Here is a 20,943-nt window from a genome sequence, read left to right as displayed (position 1 = left end):
CTCGGGCCGCCACGACGCGTCCTTCGGCGCGGGTGAGGACCCCGGGTTGCCCGCACGTAGAAGGGGCAGACCTAGACCAGAAACCGGGGAGGGGCGCGTAGCGCCCCTCCCCGGTTCTTCAGTGCAGCAGAGTGATCCCTTCGGTCAGGCTGCTCCGGACCCGTTGCTGGGTCTCACGCCCGAGGGCGATCAGCTTCTCCAAGGCCTTGTGGGCCTGCACGGCGAGCCGGCCGACTTCATCGAGCTGGCCGATCTCGCTGAGGGCTCGGTCGAAACGTGCCTCGACCTGAGCAAGGTCCACCTCGGCGTCCTCGCTGGCGCGCACCTTCAAGAAGGCGACCTGTTCGCGCAAGAGTAGGTAGATGAGTTCCGCGGTGCCCAAGTCCTGGCAACTCACGACGTAGGCGCAGGTGTCGATGCGGGTGAAAGCGCCTCCCCCGGGGACCTGCTCATTGGTGGGAACCAGGGTGAGGCCACCGGCGGCGTCTCGCACCCGGCAGGCGGCCGCCAGTTCGTCGCGGTGGGCCCGGACGCTCATCGGCCTGGTCCGGGCTTTGGCCTCAGCCACGATGCGGACTTGGCGGCCCGATCCGGTGATGGCTGGGCTCAGGGTGATCAGACCGTCGCCGGACCGGCGGGTGGTGCCGCCCGTTCCGGCCTCGTCCCCGACGCGCGCGAAGAGGTCGCCGGCGGCGGTGACGATGCCCTCGAGGAGCGTCATTGCTTCGGCCTCGTTGGCTGCGCCGACAGCGCGGCTGCTCTTCGCACCGGCAACCTTCGCGACCTGCGCGGCCTCGAGGAGACTGCGTACGCCCGAGAGCTGCTCGACGAGCTCGCGGCGAGTACCCGCGAACTCATCCAGGAGGTCCTGGCGAAGCATCCGCACCGGACCGTCTGCCCGATCGAGGGAGAGTGCATTTCGCACCGACTCCGAGTGCCTGCCCAGTGCCGTGGTCAGTTCCTGCAGACCCGCGGTCTGGACCGTTCGGGTGGCATCGGCGACGCTGGCTCGCACGCTGGTGGCCTGGCCCGCGAGGGCGGCCTCGACCTGCGCCGGGAGTCCGTCGAGGATCGACGCCGCTGTGCGGGTCACTGCTTCTTCTCCGACCCGGAGACGATCGAGGGCCTCATCGAGGCCGACGAGAGCCGCAGAGGACTTCTCGCCGACGGTCTTCTCGAAGGCCGACAGCGTTCTCGTGAGCGCGCCAGTGTCCAGCCCTGCAGTACCCATGGCCAGTGCCACGAGCCCTACCGGGAGCGCTCGGCGGACCAGGTCCGCGGCGGCCTCGGGGCCGTGGTCGTCGAGCTGGCCACGGACATACGAAGCGGCCTCGGCGTGGGTCACTCTCAGGTCGCGGATGACCAGGGTGTGGCCGTCGGTGGTGACCTCCGAGGAGGAGTCCGTGCTGATGCGGGAGACCGTCATCGGGCACCTCCCAGGCCTGCCGGGAGCGGCAGATCCGGCGGTAGGCCCAGGCTGGCCTTGCGGCAGATCAAACAGGTCGCGACTGGCGTCGATGCCTCGTGGGCCAGTCCCACCTCCCAGGCCCAGAGTGCGCCTAGGAGGTTGTCCTCCGGCGAGAGCCGGTCAGAGATCGCGTCTTCGACCCACTGTTGCTGCTCTAGCAGGACGTCCGCATCGCCGTTGTGATGTGCGGCAGCGGAGGTGGCGCGCCAGGTCAGGTCGACCCAGATGCGCAGGAGTCGTGCGGTCTCTTGGTCGTACGAAGAGACGCGGTTGGCGGCCCGCACGTGCGCGGACTGCGGCTGGGATGTTGGTGTCACAGGGACCCTCCAGCGGGTGTGACCGCAGCGGTAGGGGCCCATTGCCCCCACCGTCAGCGGGGGCCTTCTGTTGTGGCCCGGCCCTACTGGTGGGCGCCCACGCGAGCTGCGCAACGTCTTCTGCGACATGGGTGGGTTCATTGCGAACCCCCGCTTCGTGCGGACTCTTTCGACTACCCACATCGCCAGACGCCGGCCCGAAGACGATGGCGAGAATGTCCACCTGCGCTAGTCCGGCGCCGCACGCACAACGAAGACCCCCGCACCGATGGTGCGGGGGTCGATTCAGTTCTGGTTGATGCGGAGGGCGTCGACGACGAGCCTCCGGGTAGCGGCCGCCTGCTCCGGTGTGGATGGGCGTCCGTCTGGGTTCATCCCCCAGGTGGACCAGCATGCGCAGTCCTGGACGGGGCAGACCATCACGCCCGCGGGCAGCGGGCTCTGGATGACGAGGACCATCTGGTGCGGGTCGAGGTCGTGGCCGCATCGGCACTTCTTGGCTTTGGTTGTGTCCATTTCGCGCACTGTGGCTGCACCGGTCGGCACCACAAGCCGGTGGGCTGACGCGGGGTGATTGGCAAAGCGATCACGTCGCGGACCTTCGTGTCTCGCCGCGCTTGCGGCGCAAGATCACACCGAATCATCGAGAGGTTCCGACGTGAAGACCACCACCACCACCGACGACGTCGCCGTCGTCGTCGTCCGGCTCCCCCGCGACTTCCGCGACGCGCTGAAGCAGCGGGCCGCCCTGGAGGACCGCTCCCTCGCGTCCCTGCTCCGAGTCGCCGCTCGCGCCTACCTGCAGGGTGACGAGGGCGCGCTGTGAGCGGGCAGCAGGCGCCGACGACACCCTTCGCGTTCGGCCAGCTGGGAGGCACCGGAGACCCCGCCGTCACCGATGCGTCCTACGAGCTCCTGGGCAGGCTGCGCCTTGCCGCACGGCTGGAGCGCAGGGGCGAGGTTCCCCGGCTTGCCGAGGACGCCTACCACGGTCTGGCCGGCGACATCGTGCACTCGCTGGAGCCCCTGACCGAGGCGTCCGGTCCGGCGATGTTGCTGACCTTGCTCGTCACCTACAGTGCGATGGCCGGCCAAAACGCGTTCGTCTACGTCGGACCCAAGAAGCACTATCCGCTGCTGTACGGCGTCGTGATCGGGCGGTCCGCGCGGGACCGCAAGGGAACCTCGGCCGCTGCGGTGCGTCCGGTCATTGACGCCGCAGACACCGCCACTCCGTTCATGACCGAACGACAGATCCGCGGGGGCATCCAGTCGGGCGAGGCGTTGATTCAGGCGGCCGTTGGATCAAGCACGGCGGGCGCCACGTCGTCCGCGAGCCCTGATCAGCGGCTACTTGTCGTCGAGGAGGAGTACGCGCGCCTCCTCACCGTGGCCGGGCGGGAGGGGTCCACCCTGTCAACGACGCTGCGGTCCGCATGGGACAGCGACGTCCTGAGCGCCAGGACGAAGACCCAGGCGCTGACCGCTGAACATGCCCATGTCGCCGTCCTGGGCCAGGTCACGACCGCCGAGCTGACGAAGTTGTTGAAGCCGGTAGACGTGACCAACGGCTACGCCAACCGCTTCCTGCACGTGCTGAGTCACCGCACTTGCCTCCTGCCTGAGCCGGGCCGCCTGCCCGACCAGGTCGTCGGTGTACTCGGCGGTCGGCTTCGAGAGGCGATCGACTTCGCTCACGGCGGGAGCGAGATCATGCGGAGCGCGGCCTTCACGCGTGCCTGGGACCGCCTGTACCGGGTCGTGGAGTCGCAGCCCAGCGGCGGCATGGTCTACGACTCGCTGACGGCTCGCGCGAGCGCTTATCAGCTGCGTCTGGCCCTGGTCTACGCGCTCCTGGACCGCTCGGAGACCCTCGAGGAGGTGCACCTGCGCGCGGCCGCGGCGCTCTGGGACTACTGCGAGGCCTCTGTGGCGCACATCTGGGGCGCCACCCTGGGAAGTCCGCGACTGGACAAGCTGTACACGGCTCTCGCAGCCGCAGGACCGACCGGACTGGACCGAACCCAGATCAACGGCGTGTTTTCCAACAACCTGCGGAAGGACCAGCTCGACGCGCTCGAGTTCGAGCTCCTCGACATGGGCCTCGCGATCATCGAGTCCCAGAGCACCGGCGGGCGGCCGCGCCAGGTGTTGAGCATCGCCAGTTGACGAACAAAACGAAAGAACGAAGGAAGTCGGCGACTTCCTTCGTTCTTTCGTTCTCTTCGTGCCTCCGGGTCAAACGAGCTCTGGGCAGGTGGAGCGGTAGTGCCCCGGCACGCGGCAGTGGCCGCACCGGCGTCCACCTTTCGCCGCAGCGGCCGCGGACGACCCGGACACGCGGGGGCGCTGAGGGGCGACCGCGGTCGGCGATAGATCGTCGAAGTAGTCCGGCACGCTGAGGGCCCTGGCAGCCGCGTTGAGCCCACGCAGCTCGACCGGGGTCAGGACCTCGTCTGCGAGGGCGGCCTCGCGCATGGCCTCCAGGAACCGCTCGTTGAGAGCGCGGACCTGCTCTCCTCCCATCCCGGCGTCGCCAGCCAGCCGGGCAAGAGACTTGGCCTCGTCCCCGACGATCTTGCCGTCGGCGAGCACTTCACCAAGCGCTTCGAGGTACACCTCGGCAGCAGAATCGTCAGCGTCGTTGGCGCTCATGGGCAGCCGGCTCATCAGCGAGTGCATCCAACCGTCGGTGCCCTTGCGGAGCTCGACCGCTCGGGTCACCAACTGCAGCGGCACGCCGCTGCGAAGGTTGCCACCGTGTGAGTAGGCGGGGCATGCGAATCGCAGCGGGCTGCCGTGCCTGTGCAGCATCAGCGGCAGCAACTGCGAGACCGCGCGCACGTCGCCGAGAGCGGCGTGCTTGTCGACCAGCGGCAATCCGGCCTCGCGGGCGATCGTGCCGAGCTTGTGGTTGGGGGTCTGGAACGTCTTGCGCCCGAGCCACAGGGTGCACAGGGCAGGCATCCGGAGTCCGAGGTGCCCGGCCCGGGCGAGCTCGGCGGTCAGGAACCGTTCCTCGAAGGGCGCGTTGTGGGCCACCACGACCGCCCCGTCAAGGCGGGCCAGCAGTTCGGGAACGATCTCGGCGAAGGTCGGCGCCTTGGCCACGTCCCGGTTGCTGATGCCGTGGATGAACACCGGTCCGGTGTCACGACCTTCGGGGTTGACCAGTGTGGCGAACTCGTCCCCCACCCTTCCGCTGGCGTCGACACGGGAGACGGCGATCTCGATCACCCGGTCACCACGGTCCGGGGACAGACCGGTGGTCTCGAAGTCGATGACGGCGTACGGGCCGGCGTGTTCTCGTCCGCTTCCACCCAAGCCGGCGTAGGTGAACATCTCCCCGCGCATGCCCGCCGACGCGAAGGGCATGCGGTCCCGATCGGAGCTTCCGTTACTGGGAGCCCGCGGTTCCGTACGCCCGGGCGGCCTAGCCGGAGTCACCGTCGGTGGGACTGGCCCGCGCTGATGCGTCTCGCTGCCGTCGACCACCCGACGTACCGCGTAGACCACAAGGCCGACGACGAGCAGGGCGATGAGTAGGCCCGTGAGCACCCACATGCTGACCCCCGTGTGTTGACGTTGCGCCGACTGTAGGCGGGCTACCGACGGCCGTACCCGGTTTGGCGTGGCCGGCCCGTCGCCCGGTTGCAGAGCCCCCTCCCGCGCCGACCGGTCACCTCATGTCTTCCCCTCAACAACACCCCGCCCTCCAGAGCTACGTCGCCGAGCTCGCCAGGCTGCACACCCTCACTCCGGACGGACTTGCGCAAGAGGTGGACGAGCGGGTCCCGCTATGGGTCTCTTTGAGGGTTGTTCCCGAGTTATAGAAGTCATCGTCCATCTCGGTGGACCAGAACTCCTACATCGGACCACTGCACAACGTCACCTCGTCGGCACGGTGCACCTCACCTACCCGAGGAGGACTCCTTGTCCACGTACACCGACCGCAAGGTCCATCGCCCCTTCGCCGACAAGCTCGGCACGGGAAGCCCCCTGAGCGGACACGCGGTGCGCTTCTCCGTCATCGGCGACGCCGGCGGCATCGCCGCGCAGCGAGCGGCGCACTTCAGCATCTACGGCGACAACCCGGCCATCGCCAAGATCAGCGCTTTCCCTGACGATGCCTGGGACCCTTCCTCGCCGGAAGTCGGCGCGAAGTACGGCATCAGCTGGATCACCATGGCCGACCTCCACCACACGGCTCGTGGAACCGACCCCATCGCGGCCGTGGTCTGTGTCGACGGCGTGGTCTTCTTGAACATCACGCTGTCCTCCACGCTCAAGCACATCTCTCGGCAGGACGGCGAGGACCTCAACGGCGTGACCGTCATGATCATGGCGCTCCTCAACCACTTCCCCTCGCTTCGCGAGATGTGCTGGGCCGACGACGTGACCCGGGCCGGCCGCGATAAGGCCGACTGGACCCAGATCACCACCAAGTGCAAGCACCGCGACATCGCACTGGTGTTCGGCGGCCAGCGCTACGACCAGCGCAATCCGGGCGACGAGCTCGCGCTCGGCGCCCTCGGCCTGGTCGGCGGCAACGACGACCCCAACCGCCGCCGCAAGCTCACCGGCAAGCGCCTCATGAAGTGCAAGCTTGGCGGTGCGGCCATCTCGGAGATGCAGATGCCGCATGGCTGGCACCAAAAGAAGGACAGGCACGGCCGGCCGGTAAACGAAGGCGACCGGGGCTTGATCCCCGAGGCCAACCCGGCGATGATCCCCGTTTTCGGGGCGCTCTACGACGCCGGTGCCGCCGGCGAGAGCTACCAGGTCATCGCGGAGCGCATGGTGGCCTTTGAGGCCGACGGCCGGCTGAGGCGACGGGACCACACCAACCTCGACAACACCTACGCCCAGACCGTCGACGACCCGCTAGCCCGCTACGACGCGGCCAAGAGCTTCTTCGTCCGCAGCAGCTTCCGGCCCCGTATCGCGCCGTCCGAGCAGGACATCGCCCGCTACCTGGCCGGCGAGGACCCCGCAGACGTCTTCGACGCCGACACGCGGCTCTACATCGCCAAGGTGGAGCTGCTGCGCACAGGCCGCTACTTCCGTCGCCTGCGCAACGACATCAGAGGCCGGAACATCGTGCTGGACGGTATCCCCGCCACCTACCGCGACGACCGCGACGAGTACGGCTGGTTCGACATCCTCTCCGCGCCTTGGGCATGGCCGACCGACGATGCTGGGCGGGAGGTCCCGCGGTTCGGCCTTTCTGACGACACCTGCCGCAAGGTGGCCGCCCGGCTGCTCGGCGAGCTCCGCGCGCCCAAGGCGGCCACCGGCGGTCAGGCGCACCGAACCAGCACCCGCAGGGTCCTTCGAGGCTTCACGAACTGGACCGTTCAGCCTGCAGAGGCTGGCTCCAAGTACGACGACGAGCCGACGCAGTGGGGGGTCGAGGCGCGCAACAACCTCTCTGGGCGGGCCAACTTCATTCTCCTGTTCCGCCGCGAGTCCGCCGGGGCTGGCCCTAGGACAGGCCGGGGGTGGAGCTACTTCGGGCCGGGCGAGTCGAAGCCTGCCCACATCGCGGCGACGGGGTCGTTGGCCGAGTTGGCAGCATCGGTCGCAACCCATCTCGACAGGGCCGTGCGGAGCCTCGCGGATCTCGGTTCCATCTCGACGCTCACCGAACTCCCGGCCGAGGAGCAGACGTACGACCAGACGGCCACCTGGGAGCACAGGATCGACCTCAAGCGCACCGAGCTCACCCAGCTCGAGGCCGAGGCCAAAGGGCACCGAACCATGGCTGCCCTTGCCGCCGGCGCAGGCGACGATGACGAGGCCAAGGCGTACGCCGCGCAGGCATCGGAGGTCCGAACCCGGGTGCGAGATGTCGAAGCCGAGATCGCCCGGATCGCGGCCAAGGTGCAAGCGCATCGGGACCAGCAGCGAGCCTCGACCGCCCACGACGACCAAGCAGACGTCTCGGTGGCGGCGTACCTTGTCGCCGGCCTCGAGGGATCGGCGCGGCGCAACGGCGAGGCGCCTGCCCGCCTGGGACGGCTGTGTGACGAGACGTTCACCGATTGGCGCCTCCGCCCGGATGGCGAGGATCTGGCGTGGACCTGCGCCGCGTTGCTCCCGCTCAGCTCCGGCGGGCATGCGCGGCTGCCGCTGGCCGGCACCATCCGGAACGTCCGGACCCGCACGGGCAAGACCCTCGCCAACGCCGAGACGGTGGTGCGGTACGTGTTCGAGGAGGGCCGCGACCTGACCGAGGTCGCGGACCTGCTCCAGGTGACTCGCAAGACGCTCCTGATCAAGCGCGTCATGCCGTGGCTGGTGAGCGAGGGCGTGACCGCACGCGGCGCGAAGTGCGCGCTCGTCGACCACCCGGTGCCAGCCGTGCGCCAGGAGCTCCACAGATGGCTGACGCGCGATCCCGGCGCAACCACGGCCACCACGAGCAGCGCCTACCTCGACCGGCTTCGGGCTACCTACGAGGACCCGGACCTGGCCTGGGGCGACTCGGCGGTGCCCGACGACACGACCTGGATCGCGGAGGCTCTCCGATTGCTCGCCGTCGACACTGAGACGCGGAAGCACGGCCTCCCGGTCCTCGATGTCGCGCTTGCACTCGGTAGGTCCGAGGCCGAGGTCCGGGAACTGGTCAAGCCGCAGAAGCGGTCCGGCGGCTTCACGCGCCCCTGCTACCTGGCCTACGCCAACAAGGCCAAGACGCACGTGAAGGCCATCGGCTGCCCCCACGGTCGCTGCAAGGGTCGCCGCTTCGCCAGCCACGTCGTGCTGCTCCCCGAGGTCGCGGCCAGCGGGTACGGCGTCGTCTGCATCCACTGCCGACGCACGCCGGCTACACACGAAGCGTGGCCTCGCACCCAGTTCCCCACCACCTACCTAGAGTCCTGGACCAACCGCGGGCCCGGAGGCAGCCTGCGCACAGAAGCCCAGACCGTCCCTACCTCGAGACCTGCCTGACCACTGGGCCTGCCTGACCACTGGCCTGCCTGACAGGGTGCCGCCGCAGCACTCATGTCGGCATGCGACGCGTCCAAGAAGCCCGACGTCCCGGTGAGGACGCCGACACCTGCCCACAAACAGGAGGTCCGATGAACAAAAGCGCAAGCCGGACGAGTTGGACCGTGTGATCCGACTCATTTGCCGTCGGCGGCGGGGCCACCCCTGACGACCTGGCGGAAGCGCACGCCCACGTAGCCACCGGCTCCGACCAGGCCAGCGACGTCATCCAAACTGCCGGCGGCGTGGCCGAGCCTCGGTGCCGTCTGGGAACGCCGGGCCCTCACCCGCGGGCCCGCGTCGAGGACCGCTACCGAGGGGTCCGCGGCGACGGCCGATCCGCGGCGGGCTGCCGGCGCGGCAGACCCATCTCCAGCGGCCCGGCCCAACCCGGCCCCTTCCGCACGGATCCGGGACAGCGGTGCGGGCGACGACCTCGAGCACGGCCTAGTCTAGGCACGGGTCGAGCGAAGGCAGCAGCGAAGTCGGCTTCACGCCCGACAGGGCATGACGCCTCTTGCGCTGTGCCACCTCTCTGGCGGCGGTGGTGGTGCGCCGGGCGGAGGCGCTCAGCCCGTTGAACGGGCCCTTGGGCCCTACCGGAGGGTGACGGCACGCTTCCCGTTGCGCTTCGGCCTGTTGACCTTGAGCACGGCCTGCGACGCCAGGAACTGGAGCACAGCGATGGCCGGCCCGTCATCGGGTGCGTCGAACTGCGTAACTTCCTGCGTCGACGGGTAGCACCACGGCTCCTCGAGATGCGACAGGACAGCGAGAACGTCCTGCACGTGCTGCGGCTGCGGGTCGGCGAGCTGGATGAGCTGCATCGTCTGCCTCGCCGGCCCCGTGCTGTTCGCGGCGACCTGCTTCAGGTGCGCCCACGACAAGGTGGTTCGGGTCCGCGACGCATACTGAGCGACCTGCGTCCAGGCGTAGTCATCCGGGTCGGGGACGTACGAGTCCAGGTCGCCCAGGATGCGGTGCCCGACCTTGTCGGCCGTGTCCCGGTCTTCGAGCACATCGCCGGCGATGCCGGCGATGTGGGCTGGTGTCAGGAACGTCGCGACGTGTGCGGAGGCCGCGATGCCGTTCCTGACCGCTCCCCAGCCGCCGGTCGCGAGATGTGTGAACGTGTCGGCGTCATCGGCTACCAGATCCGCACGCAGGAGGCGGGCGAACAGGTCGCTGTTCTCCGCGGCGACCTCGGTCGCGGCGAGCTGGGTGCCCAGGCCCAGGCTCTTGGCGAGCTGGACCCGCGTCTCGGTGGACTCGATGGCTTCGCGGGCGTTCAGCACGGCGACCGCGATCTTGCGAACGTCCGGAGGAGTCCGCCCCTCCGCACCCCCGTCCGCCTCGGTGGCGGAGTCCGAGTCGGGAGCGTCGACGGTGATGGCACCGGCAGCGGTCAGCAGCTCACCGAGGCAGGTGTCGATGCTGCCGATCTGGTGCAGGTAGGCCTCGACATTGCTCGCGGTGGCCAGGAACAGCCGAGCTTCGGCCAGTGCCTCCCATGTAGCCGGGGGTACCGCCTGGATGTCGCTCAGGGCGGCCGTCTTCATGGCGCCAGCAAAGAGAGCCTCCTGCTGCGCAGACGACCACTCGGCGCCTGCGTCGGTGTTCAACACGTGGGCGAGCGTCGATTCGTCAGCGACGGCGGCCTTGGTGCTGACGTCGCCGCCCACTTCGTCCACGTACTGCTCGAGGTTGCGCAGGCAGTAGCCGTAGACGGTGTCCGGTGCCGCGTCGCGGAGTCGATCGAGGTTCACGGCGCCGTCGATGCGTGCAGCGAGGCGCAGGTTGTCGGCGCTGAGCTCGTACAGGTCTGCTTGCACAACGCGGTCGAGCATGTCGTCGTCGAGCCCGGCCAGGTCCGGCAAGCGCACGTCGGCCCGCTTGAGCAGCGCGACGGCGGCGCCCGCGACCGTGGCGTCCTGGGGGTCGGTGTAGGCCGGCATCTGCTGGTAGTGGCCGAGCACGAAGCCCGCGACGTCGGTAGGGGTGTCGAAGGCGCTGATGGCGTTCGCGGTGGTAGCACGCAGGGCCGCGTCAACGAGGTCGGCGCGCACGTCGTCGGGAACGTCGGCGCTGGTGCACAGGTGGGTGAAGACCGGTTGCCACTCCTCATGCGCGAGACGGGCTACGAACTCGGTGCGCGCTTGCCCCGAGGTCAGGTAGGTGGCCATGAACCGCCGCGCTACCTCGCTGGCGCCATTGGTCTGCATCACGTGCCAGACCACGTCGGTGGCACCGCGCTGGTCGTGTTTCAACAGCCAGTCGAGGACGTCGGTGTTGAACGCGCTGACCGAACTGGTGAAGTCGGCGCTGGCTTCGGCGAGAAGATTCTTGACGGCGTTGGTGCTGTGAAACTTGTAGTCGATGTCGGAGCTGTTGGTCTGTTCGGTCTGGATGAGGAACGTGTGGACGTCAACGCCCGCGAAGTTGCCGTAAAACTGCGCGGCGTAAACGCTGTAGTTCAGGTCGATGTGCCCGCCGCGGACCAAGTCCCGCGCGAGCTCTGAACCGAGTAGCTCGTGCACGCGGTCCGCCATCGTCACTGTCCCGGGTTGCGTGTCGGTTGCGGTGCCCGCGGCGACGGCGGCCTCCCACGCGACGGTGCCGGGGCCACCGGCGCCAGCCAGGCGCTCCGGCATCGTGTAGTTGTCCGAGGCCTCGATGAGGCGACGGAAGTCGGCTCCTCGCAGGGCGGCGATCTTGGCGTCGAGCTTCGCCGCCTTGGCGCGGGCAGCCTTCTCGTTCCGCTCGACCCACCGCCCCTCAAGTAGTTCCGGGTAGAGCTTCTCGAGCTGGTCCTGCGTCAGTGAACCGAACGACGCATCCCCGTACGCGGACCGTCGCGCCATGAAGGTGATGGAAGCGGTGTCGAGCGCGTGATCCCAGAACGCAGCCGATGCTGCCGCGGACGTCGGGTAGTCCTTGTCGCCGACCCGGTAGAACAACACGCTGTCGGAGTACCCCTTCTGTTCGAGCAGCATGGTCGCCACTGCGTTCAGTCGCCTTGTCATCTCGCGGATGAACGGCTTCACAGACGCCGGTCGCGCCCCGGCCTTGAGCACCTCGCGCTTCTCGGCCTCGAGCCGTTCCACGCCGAGCCGGATGATGCCGCGGCGGTCGTCGTAGAGGACGTCCAGGGCGCTGGTGCGTCGCGCGATGTTCTCAAAGTCGTCCATGTGGAAGTTCTTGTAAGCCACGAGCGCGAACAGTTTCGATGCGTCCAGCTCCGGCGCCTGCTTCTCGCCGTGAAGAAGCCGCTCAGCGAACACTAGGTACTCGTTGACCATGTTGCGCAGCAGTCGCATGTCGGTGCAGTGGCGAGCGACGAGGTCGATCAAGCGACGCTCCACAACCACGCCGGCACCCTCGAGCAGGCCCTTCAGCAGGTCGCGGGCGTTGCGGTGCGAGATGAACGGGACAACGGGGATGACGACCTCAAAGAACTTGGTGCGGTTCGCACGCGATGTCTCAGCCTTCGCCGCGTCATCGGCCGCCCGCGCACCCAAGCCGGCCGGGGTGGCCGGGGTGGCCGGGGTGGCCGGGGTGGCCGGGATACCCCCGGCCGCGGCGCCTGTACTGCCGTCGCCCGACACGGCATCGTCCTGCTCGGCGCCGATCTGCTCGAACAGGCTGTCGCGCACCGCGTACACGAACCGCAACGGCCGCCAGGACCGGGCCTTGCCCCGCTTGGGGCCGTTCAGCAGTGTGTTCAGCTCGCGCAGCGCCTCGAAGATCTGCGGGTCGTCAAACCGGTCGAGGTCCTCGAAGATGACCACGTCGATGTCCTCAGAGTCGAAGTAGTTCACGATGAGGTCGAGGTACTCGTCGAAGTAGGTGAGCTTCTTCTCGGATAGCTTCACCATCGCGCCACCTGCCGCGACGTCCGAGACGAAGAACTTCTCATGGGTCAGCAGCCGCACGCCCGTGCCTGCAGCCAGCACGATGCCGGCCAGCACGAGCCAAACGAGGACCTGTGCGAGCGGGCCATCCGACGCCGCGACCGCAGGTGCCGGCAACCAGCCCATCAGCACCAGCAACACGGCCAGCGGGACCAGCACCGCCGCCGCCTGCAACGCCGCCCTCGGCCACGGCAGCTCGACCGGCCTTCGGAACTGCGAGCGCTCGAGCGTGCGCGGCTCGGCGCTGTAGATCAGCTGCTTGACGACCTCTTTCTGGATCCGGTTTGTCAGCGACGCGCCCTCGTCGTTAGGGCCGAGCGAGGAGATCGCCAGCCTCAGCGTGGTGTCCCCATGCTCGTCGACGTACTTGCCCAGGATGCTGGACTTGCCCGCCCCGTAGCGGCCGGTGAGCGCGATGTTGCGGTTGCGGTCGTCACCCAGAGCAGCGGTCAGACGGTCCAGGTAGGACTGGTGCTGCGCCTCACTGAACTCGGGTGCCAACGACGAAAGCTCCACCGCCGCCCCCGTCCGTGCGACCACCGCGGGCACCTGCGGCGACGTGACGCTTCCTGGGGCGGCGTCTACCCCGAGGCTTCCGGTCACGCGGTCCTGGTCGGACGCGACCGCGTCGGCACCGTCCCCGTCCTGGGGTGTTGTTTCAGGCACCGTTGCTCCCAACGTCGTTGCGTATCTCGGCTCCCGACCTTGCCGGTCTCGGACAGGCCCGCGGCCACCTAGTGGACCGGGCCGTGAGCCCGACGGCCGCGAGTGTAGGTGCGGGAACCGACACCACCGGCCACGCAAACCTCGACGCGGTTGGCTCACGCCCGGCCGACCTCCTTTGCCCCGGGGGGCCGACTAGGGCATTTGTGGGAGATCGCCTGGGACGTTGCAGGGACCGCGCATTTCTTGGCGGGGTCTCAAGTTCAGCTGTCCAGCCGATCCGACCGATGGAACAGTCCAGCCCTCTTCTCAGGTGAGCCGAGAAGAGGGCTGGGGCAGTGATGCGCGGTGGCTGGCGTTCAGCGCATCTCGCTCATCTCCCAAGCGGGATCGGTACTGCCTGGTTCTCGAGGGACGTCGCTTCGCCGTCACGCCCAACCGAGGCAGCGCGAGGCCGTGCCGAGCATCCGCTGGTGTCACACAGCCGACACACAAACCGTTCCGATCGGTTCCTGGGTGTGCCGATTCATGCCGTGCCAGGGCGACTGCACGGCATCAGTTCTACGGCACAATGGCTCCGACGTCGGAGCCAGGACGCGGGGAAACCGCAGGTCAGAGCTCTGACTGAACCCCCGCAAGGAGTTGACGTGCCATCACGATCCGCTGCACCTGGTTGGTGCCCTCGTAGATCTGGGTGATCTTCGCGTCGCGCATCATCCGCTCGACCGGGTAGTCGCGCGTGAAGCCGTACCCGCCGAGCACCTGCACCGCGTTGGTGGTGACCTCCATCGCGACGTCGGAGGCGAAGCACTTCGCCGCGGCGCCGAAGAACGTCAGGTCGGCGTCGTTGCGCTCGGACCGGCCGGCAGCGGCGTAGGTCATCTGGCGCGCGGCCTCCACCTTCATGCCCATGTCGGCGAGCATGAACTGCATGCCCTGGAACTCCGCGACCGACTTCCCGAACTGCTGGCGCTCCTTGGCGTACTCCAGGGCGTAGTCGAGCGCACCCTGCGCGACGCCGACGGCCTGCGCAGCGATCGTGACGCGGGTGTGGTCGAGGGTGCGCATGGCGAGGTCGAAGCCCTGGCCCTCCTCGCCGATGATCCGGTCCCCGGGGATGCGGACGTGGTCGAAGTAGACCTCGCGGGTCGGGGAGCCCTTGATGCCGAGCTTCTTCTCCGGGGCGCCGAAGCTGACCCCCTCGTCGGACTTCTCCACGACGAAGGCGGTGATGCCGCGGGTCCGCTTCTCGGGGTCGGTGACCGCGAGCACGGTGTAGTACTCCGAGACGCCCGCGTTGGTGATCCAGCGCTTGACGCCGTCGAGCACCCAGTCGTCGCCGTCGCGCACGGCACGGGTCTTCATCGCAGCCGCGTCGGAGCCGGCGTCGGGCTCGGAGAGGCAGTACGAGAACCCGCCCTGGCCGGCCGCGAGCCGGGTCAGGTACTTCTCCTTGATCGCCTCGCCCCCGCCGATCTGGACCGGGAGCGAGCCGAGCTTGTTGACCGCCGGGATCAGGGAGGCCGACACGTCGGCGCGGGCGACCTCCTCGATCACCAGGCAGGTGGCCAGCGCGTCCGCACCGGCACCGCCGTACTGCTCGGGGACGTGCGGGGCGTGGAAGTCCGCGGCCTGCAGCGCGTCGTGCGCCTCCTGCGGGTAGCGGGCCTCGTCGTCGACCGCTGCGGCCCAGGGGGCGACCTTGTCGGTGCAGATCGCCCGGACGGCCTCCCGGATGGCCTGGTGCTCCTCGGACAGCGCGTACAGCGGAAAGTCATTACTCACGGGTAACAGCATAGGTCGGGACCCCCCGGAGCGCCGAGCAGGCCGTAGGTTGAGCGGATGCAGACCGACGGCGCGACCACCTGGCAGGACCCCGAGGTCGTCCGCGCGATGCTCGACGACACCACGACGTGGGCGGTGGTGGGCCTGTCCGGCGACCGCTCGCGGACGGCGTACGAGATCGCGCGCCTGCTGCAGGAGCGCGGCAAGCGGATCGTGCCGGTGCATCCCTCGGCCGCCACGGTGCTGGGCGAGCAGGGGTACGCAACCCTGGCCGAGATCCCCTTCCCGGTGGACGTCGTCGACGTCTTCCGTCGCTCCGAGGCCGCCGGCGAGTTCGCCGACCAGGCCGTGGCGATCGGCGCCGGGGGCGTGTGGTTCCAGCTCGGCGTCCTCGACGAGGCCGCCTTCGAGCGGACCCGGGCCGCGGGCGTGCCGATGGTGATGGACACCTGCCCCGCGATCGAGTGGCGCCGGCGGCGCTGACGCGGGTCCCGGGCGGGCGGAGCCTGCGCCGGCCGTGCCCAAGGTCACCGCGTCACCGCCTTGGATCGTTCCAACACGCGGAGGAGACTGGTCTCATGACCACCACCGCACCCCCCGTCCCCGCCACCCGCCGCCTCGTCGAGGAGGTCGACGAGCTGCACGACTACTACGCCCGGGCGATCAACGACGCCGTCGAGGACGACCGGATGCACTTGGTCGACGAGCTCGCGGCGGCCTACGACCGCGACGTCGTGCAGCTGATCGCCGAGCGCGAGGGCCGCACCGACCAGCTGCACCTCTTCGCCCCCGCGCCGCGCCCCAGCCGCGTCCGTCGGATGGTCGCCCGCCTGGTCCAGCGCTCCGCTGCGGCCGGCCACCTCCCCGCGGCCTGAGCACACCCGGGACGTCATGCGCCTGGCACCGTCGCCAGGCGCCGCGCCGGATGATGCACGCGACCCGGTGACCGGCTAGCGGCCCGCGATCCGTCGCGGCAGCAGGCCCACGGCCCACTCGAGCGGTCCGCGCCGCCCGAGCGCGACCAGCAGGGCCCCGGCCCACAGCAGCACGAGCAGGTGCCAGCGGAACGAGCCCGGCTCCTCGGCGGGCCACACCTGCTCGGTCCGCATGACCACGTGCAGCGCGTAGAGCGTCAGCGTGGCCGTCCCGGCCCCGAACACGACGGCCACCACGCGGACGGCCCCGTCGCCCGCCAGGCCGACCCCCGCGACCAGCAGCAGGCACCCGCCGATCACGAGCACCGCGCTGCCCCCGGTCTGCAGCAGGTCGAACGGGGTCGTGCTGTGCGGGGCGACCACGGCCAGCCAGCGCCACTCCCCCAGCGGTGTCTGGCCGAACATGCCGCCCTCGACCGCCGCCAGGTCGTCGCCGGTGAACCCGACCGCCGCGCTGGCCACCCACGAGGCGATCGTCGCGCCGACCGCGACCAGCAGCCCGACCACCGCCAGCCGCAGCGCCGTGCCGACCGGGCGCAGGTCGAGCCGGCCGAGCCCCATCCCGAGCAGCACGTAGGCCAGCCAGCAGAACGCCGGGTAGTAGCCGGTGAACAGCAGCTCCCCCAGCAGCCGTCCGGGCTCCTCGAGCTGCTCCGGCGCGGGGCTCTCGAACTGCCGTGGCGACAGCTCGGGCCGCACCACCTGCGAGACCAGCGGCGACAGCACGGCCCAGGCCACGGCCAGGCCCAGCAGCGCCCGCGCTCGCAGCGCCAGGAACGGCAGCGCCAGCAGCATCACCACCCCGTAGTAGGTCAGGATCACCGCGATCCCGGTGTCCAGCACCCCCAGCAGCAGCCCGATCGCCGCGACCAGCACGGCGCGCACCGCCAGGCCGGCGGCGTCGCGGGCCAGCCACCCGCCGGCGTGCGGGCGCGACCCGCCGCTGACCAGCGCCAGCGACACGCCCAGCAGCACCGCGAACAGCGCCGAGGCGCGGCCGCCGGCCAGCCACTGCGTCGTCGTCAGCGTCCCGTCGACGCCGGTCGCGGGCAGCACGTGCGTGGCCACCATGCCGAGCAGGGCCATGCAGCGGGCGACGTCGAGCCCGACCAGCCGCCCGGCGCGGCCGGGACCCGCCGAGCCGGTCGTCCGGGTGCGGTCAGAAGCCGGCGCGCGACCCGCCACGACCACCTCGTACGCTCCCGCGCACCGCCTCGCCCTTGGCCTGCGCCGCGGTCCGCAGGTCGGCCTGGAAGGCCACCATCCGCTGCTGCAGCGCCGGGTCCGTGGCGGCCAGGACCCGCACGGCGAGCAGGCCGGCGTTGCGGGCCCCACCGATCGAGACCGTCGCCACCGGCACCCCGGCCGGCATCTGCACGATCGAGAGCAGCGAGTCCATGCCGTCGAGGTGGCGCAGCGGCACCGGGACGCCGACCACCGGCAGCGGGGTGACCGCCGCGAGCATCCCGGGCAGGTGGGCCGCACCTCCGGCGCCGGCGATCACCACCGACAGCCCACGACCCGCGGCACCGCGCCCCCACGCCAGCATCTCGTCGGGCATCCGGTGCGCCGAGACCACGTCGGCCTCGTAGGCGACGTCGAACTCCTCGAGCGCCTCCGCGGCCGCCTTCATCACCGGCCAGTCGGAGTCCGAGCCCATCACGATGCCCACCCGGGCCCGCCCGTCGACGGGGGCGTCGGTCTGCTCGCTCATCTGCTCACTCGCTCTCGTTGCCGAGGTCGCCGCGGAACCAGGCGGCGGCGTGCCGCGCCCGCTCCAGGCAGTCCTCGAGGTCGTCGCCGTAGGCGTTGACGTGCCCGACCTTGCGACCGGGGCGCAGGTCCTTGCCGTAGAGGTGCACCCGCAGCCGCGGGTCGCGGGCCATCGCGTGCGGGAAACCGTCCCAGAGCCGGCCGACGGGCTCCCCGTCGTGCTCGGGGGCGCCGAGGATGTTGACCATCACCGTCCACCGCTCGCGGGCCTGCGGGGAGCCCAGCGGCAGGTCCATCACCGCACGGAGGTGGTTCTCGAACTGCGAGGTCACCGCCCCGTCCTGGGTCCAGTGGCCGGTGTTGTGCGGGCGCATGGCCAGCTCGTTGACCAGGATCTGGCCGTCGCGCGTCTCGAACAGCTCCACGGCGAGGATGCCGGTCACGTCGAGCTCGCCGGCGATCCGCAGCGCGACCTGCTGGGCGTGGGCGGCCAGGTCGGGGTCGAGGTCGGGCGCCGGGGCGACCACCTCGTGGCAGATGCCGTCCCGCTGCGTCGAGGCCACGACGGGGTACGCCGCAGCCTGCCCGCTGGGCGAGCGGGCCACCAGCGCCGACAGCTCGCGCCGGAAGTCGACCAGCTCCTCGGCCAGCAGCGGGACCCCGCTCTCCCGGGCGGCGGCGAACGGCTCGGCGCAGTCGGCGACGGAGCGCACCACCCACACGCCCTTGCCGTCGTACCCGCCACGGGTCGTCTTCAGCACGCACGGGAAGCCGAAGGCGGCCACGTCGTCGGGCCCGGCGTCCTCGCCGAGCAGCAGGTGCCGCGGGCAGGGCACGCCCATCGCGGTCAGCCGCGCGCGCATCACCGCCTTGTCCTGGGCGTGGACCAGCGCGTCGGGCCCGGGCCGGACGGCCAGGCCGTCCGCCGCGAGCGCGTGCAGGTGCGCGGTCGGGACGTGCTCGTGGTCGAAGGTGACCGCGGCGCAGCCGGCCGTCAGCGCCCGCAGGTCGTCGAGGTCGCGGTGGTCGCCGACCCGGTGGTCGGGGATCACCTGGGCGGCGCTCACCCCCTCGGCCTCGGCCAGCAGGCGCAGGGGCAGGCCCAGCGCGATGGCCGGCTGGGCCAGCATCCGGGCGAGCTGGCCTCCTCCGACGACGGCGAGGACGGGCGCGGTCTCGGACACGCGGCGACCCTATCCGGAGACCGCGGGAGCACCCGGCGCAGGATCAGTGACGCCAGACCGCCAGCGGCTCGAGGATGCCGAAGCCGCGGACCGGACGCCCGGGCAGCCGGCGGGTCTCGAACTGGTCGGCCGGCAGCTGGTCGGCGGTGGCGGCGTCGATGATGATCCGGTTGCGGCGCGCCACGTTGGTCAGCCGCGCGGCCAGGTTGACCGGAGGGCCGAACACGTCGCCGAGACGCAGCACGACCGAGCCGCTGGCCAGGCCGACGCGCACGTCGGGCATCCGGGTGTCACGGCCGATCTTGTTGATGATGCCCTCGGCGGTCTCCAGGGCGCGGACCGGATCGGCGTTCACGAAGAGGACCGAGTCGCCGATGCTCTTGATCACGCGGCCCTGCTGCAGCGCGACCACGTCGGCGCAGCGGGACTCGAACCGCTCGATCAGGTCGCCGACGTCCTCACGGCTGATCTGGTTCGACAGCGCGGTGAAGCTGACGATGTCGGCGAAGCCGACCGTCACCTCGGTGCTGTGCAGGTCCTCCTCGTTGGCGCCGAGCGCCTCGATCCGCCCGACCGCGGCCGCGAGGTGGCGGCGCCAGGCGTAGACCAGCAGCTCCTCGAAGGGCTCGCGCAGCCGTTCCACGAGCCGGACGGCGTCGTCGGCGGCGGTGGCCGGCGCGGTGGTGCCGCGGGCCTCGATCTCCTCCACCCGGTGCACCAGGGTGCCGACCTGCCAGTCGGCCAGCCGGGCCATCGTCTGCCCGACCGCACGGGTGGTGCCGACCGCCAGGTCGAGGTCGACGATCTCGCCGTCGACCAGCCCGACCAGGTCGCCCAGGGCCGCGACGTCGGAGTCGGTGAACGCCCGGGCGTCGCCGTGGTCGGGGAGCCCCAGCGCGCGCCACAGCCGGCGGACCTGCGCGGTCGGGACGCCGAGGGTCTCGGCGACCTCCGCCGCGGCGTAGGCCGGCTCCTCGCGCAGCAACGCGCTCTCCACCCGGTCGTCGGGCGCGGGCAGGCCGTCGTCCTGCAGCTCGGGAGCGTCCTGGGAGGGTTCGTCGGGGGCCACGGACCCGATCATCCCAGCAACCCGGAGGGCGGCGGCGCGGAACCGGGCCGGGGTCGCACGTGCACGACGTCGCCGGCCGCGACCACCACGTCCTGGCCCTCGTCGGTGCGCACGACGAGTCGGCCGGCCTCGTCGACCGTGCGGGCCAGGCCGTGCAGCTCCCGGTCGCCCGGCAGCGCCACGCGCACCTGCCGGCCCACGGTGACGCACTCCCGGGCGTACGCCGCGCGCAGCCGGTCCGCGCCCCCGGCCGTGAGCCAGTCGTCGTGGGAGGCCACGAGGTCGGTCAGGAGGTCGACCAGCAGGGCCGTGCGGTCGACCGGCCGGCCCGTCACCAGCCCGACCGAGGTGGCGGTCGGGACCGGCAGCTCGTCCTCGCGCAGGTCGGCGTTGACCCCGACGCCCACCACCGCCACCGGCCCGCGCGCGCCGTCGACCCGCTCGACCAGGATCCCCGAGATCTTGCGGTCGCCGACCAGGACGTCGTTCGGCCACTTCACCCCGCCCTCGACGCCGTGGCGACGGAGCGTGCGGGCGGTGGCGAGACCGGTCAGCAGGGGCAGCCACGGCCAGGACGCCGCGGGCACCTCCGGGGCCAGGAGGCAGGAGTAGACCGCTGCCGTCCCGGGCGGCGTCTCCCAGCGCCGGTCCAGGCGGCCCCGGCCGCCCGTCTGCTCCTCGGCGACCACCACCAGCCCCGGCGCGGCGCCGGCGCGGACCCGCTCGGCGGCCAGCGCGTTGGTCGACGCCGTGCTCGCGACGAGCTCCAGCCGGAGACCGAGCGGGGCCAGCCCGGCCGCCAGGTCGTCCGGGTCGAGGGGTGGGCGCGGGCCCGGAGGAGCGGTCACGGGTCTAGATTGACGCAGGTCCCAGCATCCCCTCAGGGCGGCCCACCCGGGCAGCCG

14 protein-coding genes are annotated in these 20,943 nt (G+C 70.6%); 5 read left to right on the top strand and 9 right to left on the bottom strand.

All coding sequences use genetic code 11. The features are described 5' to 3' along the window. Positions 1-118: 118 nt before the first annotated feature. Positions 119-1,426: a hypothetical protein gene (locus GV155_RS04925; RefSeq protein ID WP_160005795.1), complete on the bottom strand. Its 1,308-nt coding sequence runs from the start codon at positions 1,424-1,426 to the stop codon at positions 119-121. 1,017 nt (positions 1,427-2,443) lie between these two features. Here GV155_RS04925 and GV155_RS04920 point away from each other — a divergent pair. Together GV155_RS04920 and GV155_RS04915 are read left to right on the top strand one after the other, a co-directional pair. Then, positions 2,444-2,611, top strand: a complete 168-nt coding sequence (locus GV155_RS04920; RefSeq protein WP_160005793.1) for a hypothetical protein — start codon at positions 2,444-2,446, stop codon at positions 2,609-2,611. Next, positions 2,608-3,954 carry a DUF3987 domain-containing protein gene (locus tag GV155_RS04915; RefSeq protein WP_160005791.1) on the top strand — a complete coding sequence of 449 codons (1,347 nt, stop codon included), beginning with the start codon at positions 2,608-2,610 and terminating at the stop codon, positions 3,952-3,954. Before GV155_RS04920 ends, GV155_RS04915 begins: the two co-directional genes overlap by 4 nt. Before the next feature lie 69 nt (positions 3,955-4,023). Here GV155_RS04915 and GV155_RS04910 read toward each other — a convergent pair whose 3' ends face one another. Then, positions 4,024-5,127: a 3'-5' exonuclease gene (locus GV155_RS04910; RefSeq protein WP_160005789.1), complete on the bottom strand. Its 1,104-nt coding sequence runs from the start codon at positions 5,125-5,127 to the stop codon at positions 4,024-4,026. Between the two features lie 591 nt (positions 5,128-5,718). Here GV155_RS04910 and GV155_RS04905 point away from each other — a divergent pair. Next, positions 5,719-8,739, top strand: coding sequence for a hypothetical protein (locus GV155_RS04905; protein WP_160005787.1), 3,021 nt, complete (start codon positions 5,719-5,721; stop codon positions 8,737-8,739). A gap of 635 nt (positions 8,740-9,374) precedes the next feature. Here the strand turns inward: GV155_RS04905 and GV155_RS04900 are convergent. Then, positions 9,375-13,292, bottom strand: a complete 3,918-nt coding sequence (locus GV155_RS04900) for a YobI family P-loop NTPase (protein ID WP_160005785.1) — start codon at positions 13,290-13,292, stop codon at positions 9,375-9,377. 672 nt (positions 13,293-13,964) lie between these two features. After that, positions 13,965-15,137: an acyl-CoA dehydrogenase family protein gene (locus tag GV155_RS04895; RefSeq protein ID WP_328820786.1), complete on the bottom strand. Its 1,173-nt coding sequence runs from the start codon at positions 15,135-15,137 to the stop codon at positions 13,965-13,967. Between the two features lie 57 nt (positions 15,138-15,194). On the opposite strand from GV155_RS04895, the gene GV155_RS04890 reads away from it, so the two are divergent. Further along, entirely contained in the window at positions 15,195-15,620 is a 426-nt protein-coding gene (locus GV155_RS04890) for a CoA-binding protein (protein WP_160005781.1), read from the top strand. 95 nt (positions 15,621-15,715) lie between these two features. Beyond that, the gene (locus GV155_RS04885) at positions 15,716-16,012 is read left to right on the top strand and encodes a hypothetical protein (RefSeq protein ID WP_160005779.1); all 297 of its coding nucleotides are present in this window, start codon (positions 15,716-15,718) and stop codon (positions 16,010-16,012) included. A gap of 75 nt (positions 16,013-16,087) precedes the next feature. Here GV155_RS04885 and GV155_RS04880 read toward each other — a convergent pair whose 3' ends face one another. From GV155_RS04880 to GV155_RS04860, 5 genes are read right to left on the bottom strand one after another with little or no spacing between them, the layout of a single operon-like run. Further along, complete coding sequence (locus GV155_RS04880; RefSeq protein WP_160005777.1) at positions 16,088-17,257, bottom strand: heparan-alpha-glucosaminide N-acetyltransferase domain-containing protein; 1,170 nt, start codon at positions 17,255-17,257, stop codon at positions 16,088-16,090. Next, positions 17,232-17,786 carry a 5-(carboxyamino)imidazole ribonucleotide mutase gene (gene purE / locus GV155_RS04875; protein WP_160005775.1) on the bottom strand — a complete coding sequence of 185 codons (555 nt, stop codon included), beginning with the start codon at positions 17,784-17,786 and terminating at the stop codon, positions 17,232-17,234. Before purE ends, GV155_RS04880 begins: the two co-directional genes overlap by 26 nt. Before the next feature lie 4 nt (positions 17,787-17,790). Further along, a complete protein-coding gene (locus GV155_RS04870) occupies positions 17,791-18,969 on the bottom strand; it encodes a 5-(carboxyamino)imidazole ribonucleotide synthase (protein ID WP_160005773.1) in 1,179 nt (392 codons plus the stop codon). Between the two features lie 43 nt (positions 18,970-19,012). Continuing rightward, entirely contained in the window at positions 19,013-20,038 is a 1,026-nt protein-coding gene (locus GV155_RS04865) for an adenylate/guanylate cyclase domain-containing protein (RefSeq protein ID WP_236554000.1), read from the bottom strand. Between the two features lie 8 nt (positions 20,039-20,046). Next, positions 20,047-20,886 carry a biotin--[acetyl-CoA-carboxylase] ligase gene (locus tag GV155_RS04860; protein ID WP_236553995.1) on the bottom strand — a complete coding sequence of 280 codons (840 nt, stop codon included), beginning with the start codon at positions 20,884-20,886 and terminating at the stop codon, positions 20,047-20,049. Positions 20,887-20,943: the final 57 nt, after the last annotated feature.

Source organism: Nocardioides sp. AX2bis (assembly GCF_902506435.1).
Classification (GTDB): Bacteria; Actinomycetota; Actinomycetes; order Propionibacteriales; family Nocardioidaceae; genus Nocardioides.
Note: the sequence above shows the minus strand (reverse complement) of the source record. Positions and strands in the feature narration are given on the sequence as shown.

Bases quoted from the DNA above. Each gene is read 5' to 3' on its own strand.
- GV155_RS04925 (WP_160005795.1), bottom strand. From the start codon at position 1,426: ATGACGGTCTCCCGCATCAGCACGGACTCCTCCTCGGAGGTCACCACC.
- GV155_RS04910 (WP_160005789.1), bottom strand. From the start codon at position 5,127: ATGTTCACCTACGCCGGCTTGGGTGGAAGCGGACGAGAACACGCCGGC.
- GV155_RS04890 (WP_160005781.1), top strand. From the start codon at position 15,195: ATGCAGACCGACGGCGCGACCACCTGGCAGGACCCCGAGGTCGTCCGC.
- GV155_RS04885 (WP_160005779.1), top strand. From the start codon at position 15,716: ATGACCACCACCGCACCCCCCGTCCCCGCCACCCGCCGCCTCGTCGAG.
- purE (WP_160005775.1), bottom strand. From the start codon at position 17,786: ATGAGCGAGCAGACCGACGCCCCCGTCGACGGGCGGGCCCGGGTGGGC.